This is a genomic window from Streptomyces sp. NPDC054847 (genome assembly GCF_053610925.1).
Genome location: NZ_JBSGZJ010000403.1, coordinates 1 through 6,452, shown reverse-complemented (window position 1 = coordinate 6,452; position 6,452 = coordinate 1). Strand labels below are relative to the sequence as shown.

General features: G+C 72.5%; 7 protein-coding genes. 4 read left to right on the top strand and 3 right to left on the bottom strand.

The features are described from left to right. Nucleotides 1-27: 27 nt before the first annotated feature. Nucleotides 28-450, bottom strand: coding sequence for an organic hydroperoxide resistance protein (locus ACWGH4_RS28515; protein WP_453465986.1), 423 nt, complete (start codon nt 448-450; stop codon nt 28-30). 75 nt (nt 451-525) lie between these two features. Further along, on the bottom strand, nt 526-1,545 hold the full coding sequence (locus ACWGH4_RS28510; RefSeq protein WP_453465984.1) for an NADP-dependent oxidoreductase: 1,020 nt from the start codon (nt 1,543-1,545) through the stop codon (nt 526-528). A 90-nt stretch (nt 1,546-1,635) separates the two neighbouring features. On the opposite strand from ACWGH4_RS28510, the gene ACWGH4_RS28505 reads away from it, so the two are divergent. Beyond that, on the top strand, nt 1,636-2,091 hold the full coding sequence (locus tag ACWGH4_RS28505) for a MarR family winged helix-turn-helix transcriptional regulator (protein WP_159692287.1): 456 nt from the start codon (nt 1,636-1,638) through the stop codon (nt 2,089-2,091). Between the two features lie 77 nt (nt 2,092-2,168). Here the strand turns inward: ACWGH4_RS28505 and ACWGH4_RS28500 are convergent, their stop codons facing one another. Continuing rightward, a complete protein-coding gene (locus tag ACWGH4_RS28500) occupies nt 2,169-2,912 on the bottom strand; it encodes an SCO2400 family protein (protein WP_453465982.1) in 744 nt (247 codons plus the stop codon). Nucleotides 2,913-3,043: 131 nt separating this feature from the next. Between ACWGH4_RS28500 and ACWGH4_RS28495 the strand changes: the two genes are divergently transcribed. The 3 genes from ACWGH4_RS28495 to ACWGH4_RS28485 all read left to right on the top strand — a co-directional run bounded on the left by ACWGH4_RS28495 (nt 3,044) and on the right by ACWGH4_RS28485 (nt 6,353). Next, on the top strand, nt 3,044-3,604 hold the full coding sequence (locus ACWGH4_RS28495) for a hypothetical protein (RefSeq protein WP_453465980.1): 561 nt from the start codon (nt 3,044-3,046) through the stop codon (nt 3,602-3,604). A gap of 105 nt (nt 3,605-3,709) precedes the next feature. Next, entirely contained in the window at nt 3,710-4,753 is a 1,044-nt protein-coding gene (locus tag ACWGH4_RS28490) for a rod shape-determining protein (protein ID WP_453465978.1), read from the top strand. Nucleotides 4,754-4,934: 181 nt separating this feature from the next. Beyond that, on the top strand, nt 4,935-6,353 hold the full coding sequence (locus tag ACWGH4_RS28485) for a GAF domain-containing protein (protein WP_453465988.1): 1,419 nt from the start codon (nt 4,935-4,937) through the stop codon (nt 6,351-6,353). The last annotated feature ends 99 nt before the right edge of the window (nt 6,354-6,452 follow it).

Here is a 6,452-nt window from a genome sequence, read left to right as displayed (position 1 = left end):
GCCCTGCGTCACGCTCGGCGCCGCCGGTCAGACCGCGAGGTCGACCGTGATGTTGCCGCGGGTCGCCTTGGAGTACGGGCAGACCTGGTGGGCCTTCTCGAGAAGGTCCTTGGCGGTGGCGGCGTCCACGCTCGGGATGGTCGCGGAGATCTTGACGATGATGCCGAAGCCGTCGTCGTTCTTCCCGATGCCGACCTCGGCGGTGACCGTCGAGCCGGAGATGTCCGCCTTCTCCTGGCGGGCGACGACACCGAGGGCGCCTTGGAAGCAGGCGCTGTACCCGGCGGCGAAGAGCTGCTCCGGGTTGGTGCCGGCACCGCTGCCGCCCATCTCCTTGGGCGGGTTGACCACGACGTCGAGTTGGCCGTCGTGCGTGGCGACACGGCCGTCCCGGCCGTTCTCCGCCGTGGCCACCGCGGTGTAGAGCACGTCGGACTGCTGGATGGACATGAAGTCTTCCTCCTGCTGGTTCGCCGCGACTCGCGCCCACGATCGCGACGGCTGGGCAAGAGCCTAACGGGTGAATCAGCCGGCGAGAGAAACGATCATCTTGCCGGTGTTCTCTCCGCGGAGCAGTCCGACGAAGGCCTCGTAGCCGTTCTCGATCCCCTCGACGACGGTCTCGTTGTACTTGAGCTCACCGGAGGCGATCCAGCCCGCCACGTCCTGCACGAACTGCGGCTGGAGCGCGGTGTGGTCGTTCACCAGCATGCCCTGGAGGCGCAGCCGCTTGCCGATGACGAGCGCGAGGTTGCGCGGTCCGGGGGTCGGCTCGGTGTCGTTGTACTGGGCGATCATTCCGCAGATGGTCGCCCGGCCGCCGACGTTGAACGACGAGATCGCCGCCTCGAGGTGCTCGCCGCCGACGTTGTCGAAGTAGACGTCGATGCCGTCGGGGGCGGCCTCCTTCAGCTGCGCGGCCACGGGGCCGTTCTTGTAGTTGAAGGCCGCGTCGAAGCCGTACTCCTCGACGAGGAGCTTGACCTTCTCGTCCGAGCCGGCCGAGCCGATGACGCGCGAGGCGCCCTTGATCCGGGCCATCTGGCCGACCTGGCCGCCGACAGCACCCGCGGCGCCGGAGACGAACACGGCGTCGCCCTCCTTGAAGGACGCGACATCGAACAGGCCCGCGTAGGCGGTCAGGCCGGTCATGCCGAGCACTCCGAGGTAGGCGGAGAGCGGTGCGAGCGAGGCGTCGACCTTGGTGGCGTGCTTGGCCGGCACCTCCGCGTACTCCCGCCAGCCGAGGCCGTGCAGCACGTGGTCGCCTGCGGCGAAGCCCTCCGCGTTCGAAGCGACGACCTCGCCGACCGCGCCGCCGTCCATGGGCCGGTCGAGCTGGAAGGGCGGGACGTACGACTTCACGTCGTTCATCCGGCCGCGCATGTAGGGATCGACGGAGAAGTGGAGGTTCCGCACGAGGATGCGGCCCTCCCCGGGCTCGGTGACGGGCGCGTCGCGCAGCGCGAAGTCCTCGGCCTTGGGCCAGCCGTGCGGGCGGGCGACAAGGTGCCATTCACGGCCGGACGCGGGAAGTGCGGACATGCTGCGTTCCTCCTAGAAAAGCTTCATTACCTGAAACAACCATGCGCCTGAATATTTCAGGTTGTCAAGTATCGGGTTATCCTGATGCGCATGGCCGCCCAGCGAACAGATCCCCTGACCCTCGAGGTCGTCGAGCTCATCGGCACCGTCGTGGCGCGTTACCACGAGGAGTACGAGCAGGCCGCGGCCGAGCACTCCCTCACGGGGGCGCAGGCCCGTGTGCTGGGGCTGCTCTCCATGGAGCCCACTCCCATGCGCCGTATCGCCCAGAAGCTGAGGTGCGAGCCGTCGAACGTGACGGGGATCGTGGACCGGCTCGAGGCACGTGGCCTGGTCGAGCGCCGCCCCGACCCGGCCGACCGCAGGGTGAAGATCGCCGCTGCCACCCAGGAGGGCCGCAGCACGGCACGCCGGCTGCGGGATTCACTGGACTTCGCACGCGAGCCCCTGGCGCAGCTGACGGCGGTCGAGCGTTCGGTGCTGCGGGACCTGCTCAGACGGATGCTGGGCGAGGACGTGCCGGAGCCGCCCGCCGCCGGTTCCTGAAGCCCCCGGGCCGCCGGGCACCCGGGAGGCGCCCGGACGGACACGGCGCGGGTGCGGAGGTCAGGTCCGTCCCGACCCTAGACGCACCAGAACAGAAAGCGGCTGCACGTCTCGCTCGGCGTCGGCTCCGGAGGCGGCGGGTCCTGCTGGCCCGGCTCCTCGGGATCGGCCGGGTCGGAGGAGGTCCCGCCCGTGCTCCCGGGCCCCTCGCTGCTCCCGGGGTCGCCGGAGGACGACGCGGAAGGGGAGGCGTCGCCGCTCGGCCCGGCCTCCGACGGCTCGCCGCTCCCGGCGCCCGGGCCCGTACGGCCCGAGCCGTCGCCACCGTCGCCCTCGCCACCACCGCCCGCCCGGGACTTCCCCGGCCGCGGCGAGGACGACTTCGTGACGGCCGGCTCCTTCACATGGCCGGGGGCGTCCGGCGACTCTTCGGAGGCCGTCGGGTCCGGCATCTCCGACTCGACGACCGGATCCTCCTTGACCGCCGTCGCCGCGCCGTCGTCGCCGGAGTCCTCCATGGCCAGCTCCGCCAGGCTCAGCGCCCCGGCCGCCAGCACGAGGCCGAGCGTCCCGAGCATCACCTTGCGACCGCGCCGCTTACGGGCACGGCGGCCCGCGGGCTTGCGCCGCGACGGGGCCTGGCGGCGCGAACGGCGCGGCCCGGTGCTGTCCGCGGGCTCGCTCACCACGTCCAGTTCGTAGACGTGGTCGGGCTCGGGAGCACGGGGGCTGTGGTGGCGGAGCTCCTCGACCGGTGTGCCGCAGCCGGCACAGGCCAGGGCGCCGTTGAGGTGCCGTCCGCACGGGTGGCAGTAATCCATGGCGCCCGCAGATTATTCGGCGACCGGGCACCTGCGGTGGGTCAGCCTGTGCAGATCCTGTGTGGAAAGCTCGATTCCGCGGCGAGCCGACTCGCCGCGGTTGACATCGCGGACCGGGCAGGATGTCGGCCATGACCCCTGACGCCCGCTTCGGACCGCTCGATTTCCAACTGGTGCTGCTGCGCCGGATGGCCGACTTCCAGCCGGTTCTCGCGGAGGACGCGCGGCACGCCCTCGGCGCGTCACTCGCGGAGCAGCGCGAGGCCAATCGGCGCTGGCAGGCGATGCTGCGTGCACGCGGATCGCGCGGCGCGCTGTCGCGTTACCGCTCGGTGCTCGGCGAACCCGAACAGGTCGTCCGACGGCGGATCGGCGACCTGGAGTGCGACGCCCTGCTGTGGCGACTGCCCCTCTGGCCGGACCTGCGCTTCGAAGTACTGGCCGCCGGCAACGGTGCCGTGTGGAACGAATGGCTGGTGCGCGCGCCGGGAGCGGCCGGCCCCGAACTGCGCACCGCGGACGACCTGGTGCCCTGGTCGTGCACCGTCGACGAGGTGGCGAGGGCCTTCCCGCCGGCCCGTCCCATGGAGGGTTCCGCACCGACCAGATGGCGGCTCTCGTTCACCCTGCCCGGTGGCGAGATGCGCGTCGCCGAGTTCACCTGGGGCCTGCTGCAACGCCTCGTGGACTGATCTGTCGGCCCGTCAGGTACGTACCCCCGACCGGCGCAGCCCAGCGCGCGCCCCGCCCGCGGCGATCGCACGATGCGAACACGTACCGCAGTCGGGAGGACCGCCGTGACCGTCAGCCTTGAGCAGTTGCGCCGTTGCCATGTGGCAGTCGATCTGGGCGCCGCCAGGACCCGCGTCTTCGTCAAGGGCGTCGGCCTTGTCGTCGACGAACCGAGCGTCGCCGCCGTGAACACCAGGACGGGGGCGCTCATCGCGGTCGGCGAGCTCGCCGAGAAGATGACCGGCCGCACCCCTGCCTACATCCGCGTCGCGCGCCCCGTCTCCGGCGGCACGGTCGTCGACATCGACATGGCCCAGCGGATGCTGCGTCATCTGCTCGGCGAGAAGCTCCGCCGGCAGCTGCGCCGCAAGCCCCGGCTCCGCGCGGCCGCCAGCACCCCGCACGACAGCGACCCGCTCGCCCAGCGCGCCACCGTAGAAACCCTGGTCGGCCTGGGCGCCCGCCGGGTCGAGCTGGTGGACACCCTGATCGCGGCGGCCGTCGGCTGCGGCCTCCCGGTGGAGCAGCCGAGCGCGACGATGATCATGGTGTGCGGCGCCGCGACCACCCAGATCGCCGTCCTGTCCCTCGGCTCGATCGTCACCGCCACCCGCATCCCCATCGGCGGCAACGCCATCGACCACGCGGTGATCCAGCACCTGCGCCACCGGCACGAGCTGATGCTGCCCAGCCAGTCCGTACGGCCGCTCCAGGTCGCCCTGCACGGCAACGGCCTCACTTCGCAGGGTCCGGAAGTGACGGAGATCCACGGCCGGGACGTCGCCACGGGCCTCGCCCGCTCCGTCCGCGTCGACACGGCGAGCGTGCGGGAGGCGATCCACACCCCGCTCACCTCGGTGCTCGACGGGATCGGCAAGGTGCTGCGGGACTGCCCGCCGGACCTCGTCGCCGACCTCGTCGACCGTGGCATCATGATGGTCGGCGGCAGCGCTCTGCTGCCGGGCCTGGACCAGATGCTGCACAACGCCACCGGGATGACCGTCACCATCGCGGAACGGCCCGACACCTGCACGGTGCAGGGGCTCGGCGCGATGCTCGAGGGCCGGATCCAGCCCCTGGACCTCGAATCGCTCGCCACGGCCGACTGACACCGGCACTGGAGACGGGACGGTGACCACCGGCCCCGAGGACCCCGGGGCCGGACCGGGCACAGGCGGCCCGTACGGCCCCGACGGACCCCACGCGAGCGAACCGGACACCTCGGGCGGCACGGGCCGTCCGGGGCAGCGGCCTGCCGGGGCGCCGCGGCTCGCGGCGCTCCTCGAGGCGGTGACCGGCATCGGCACGGACCTCGATCTGCGCACCACCCTCCAGCACATCGTGGACACCGCCGCCGTACTGACCGGTGCGCACGGCGCATCCCTGGGCGTGGCCGACCCCGAGCGGGGCGGCGTCGCCGAACGGTTCACGGCCACGGAGGCCGGCCCGGGGCACCGGCCGGCAGGCGGCCCTCCCGCCCCGGCGGACGCACCCACGGCAGGCTCCGAGCCGCTGCGCATCCCGATCAGGGTGGACACCGAGATGTTCGGCGACCTGCGCCTGACCCCACGGGACGGCGACGCGTTCACCGAGGAGGACCTGGCACTGCTGCAGGTACTCGCGGCGCAGGCCGGTATCGCCATCGGAAACGCACGGCTGCACGAGACGGCCCGGCAGCGCGAGCGGTGGATCGAGGGCGCGGCAGCCGTCACCAACGCGCTGCTCACCGGCGAAAGCGCCGACGACGCGCTGATGACCGTGGCCGAGCAGGCACGCGACCTCGCCGATGCCGCCGCCGGCGTGGTGCTCCAGCCCACCGAAGAGGGCGGCATGGAGATCGTCACGGCCTCCACCCTCGACGACCCGCGGGACATCGTCGGCACGACCATCCGGCCCGGTTCGCCGGTGCTCGCCCAACTCCTCGGCGGGGAACCGGTGTTCATCGAAGACTCCGCCACCGACCCCCGGATGACCACCCCTGTCCGCAGCCGTTTCGGGCCGAGCATGATGCTGCCGCTGCAGAGCGGCGGACGACTGATCGGCACGCTGGCGCTGCCGCGGCGGCGGGGCGGCCGACCGTACACCGGGCTGGAACGGCTGCTGGCCACCCAGTTCGCCTCCCAGGCCGCCCTGGCGCTGGTGCTCGCGGACGCCCGGCACTACCGCGAGCAGCTCGCCGTGTACGAGGACCGGGACCGGATCGCCCGGGATCTCCACGACCTCGTCGTCCAGCGGCTGTTCGCCACCGAGATGATGCTCGAGTCGACGCGCCGGCGGGACGAGGCCGGGTCGACGGACCGGTTGCTGAGCCAGGCCGTCGACGAGCTCGACTCGACCATCCAGGAGGTGCGGACCACGATCTTCGCCCTCCAGCAGCCGCCCGCCGACGCGCCGGCGACCTTCAGGGGCCAGGTGCTGCGCGAGACCCGCGGGGCGGCCGTGCCGCTCGGTGTACTGCCGTCGGTGCACTTCAGCGGCGCCGTCGACACCCTGGTCCAGGACCCGGTGGACCGCGAGCTGCTGGCGGCCCTGCGCGGTGCTCTGGCCGCCGCGCACCGCAGGAGCGACGTCTCGTCGGTCGATGTGCACGTCGACGCGACGGTCCGGCTGCCGGACGGACGCCAGGGGGTCCGGCTGACGGTGACGGACGACGGCCTGGACGACGAGGGCACCAGGGGTACGACGCTGACCTGGCACAGCCCGCTGTAGTACGCCCCCCCGAGCCGGGCGCTGTGGTGCGGGGCCGGCCGGGAGTGGGCCGGACCCGGGCACGGAAGCAGCGCCGTCCCGGCCAGCACGCCCTGGAGC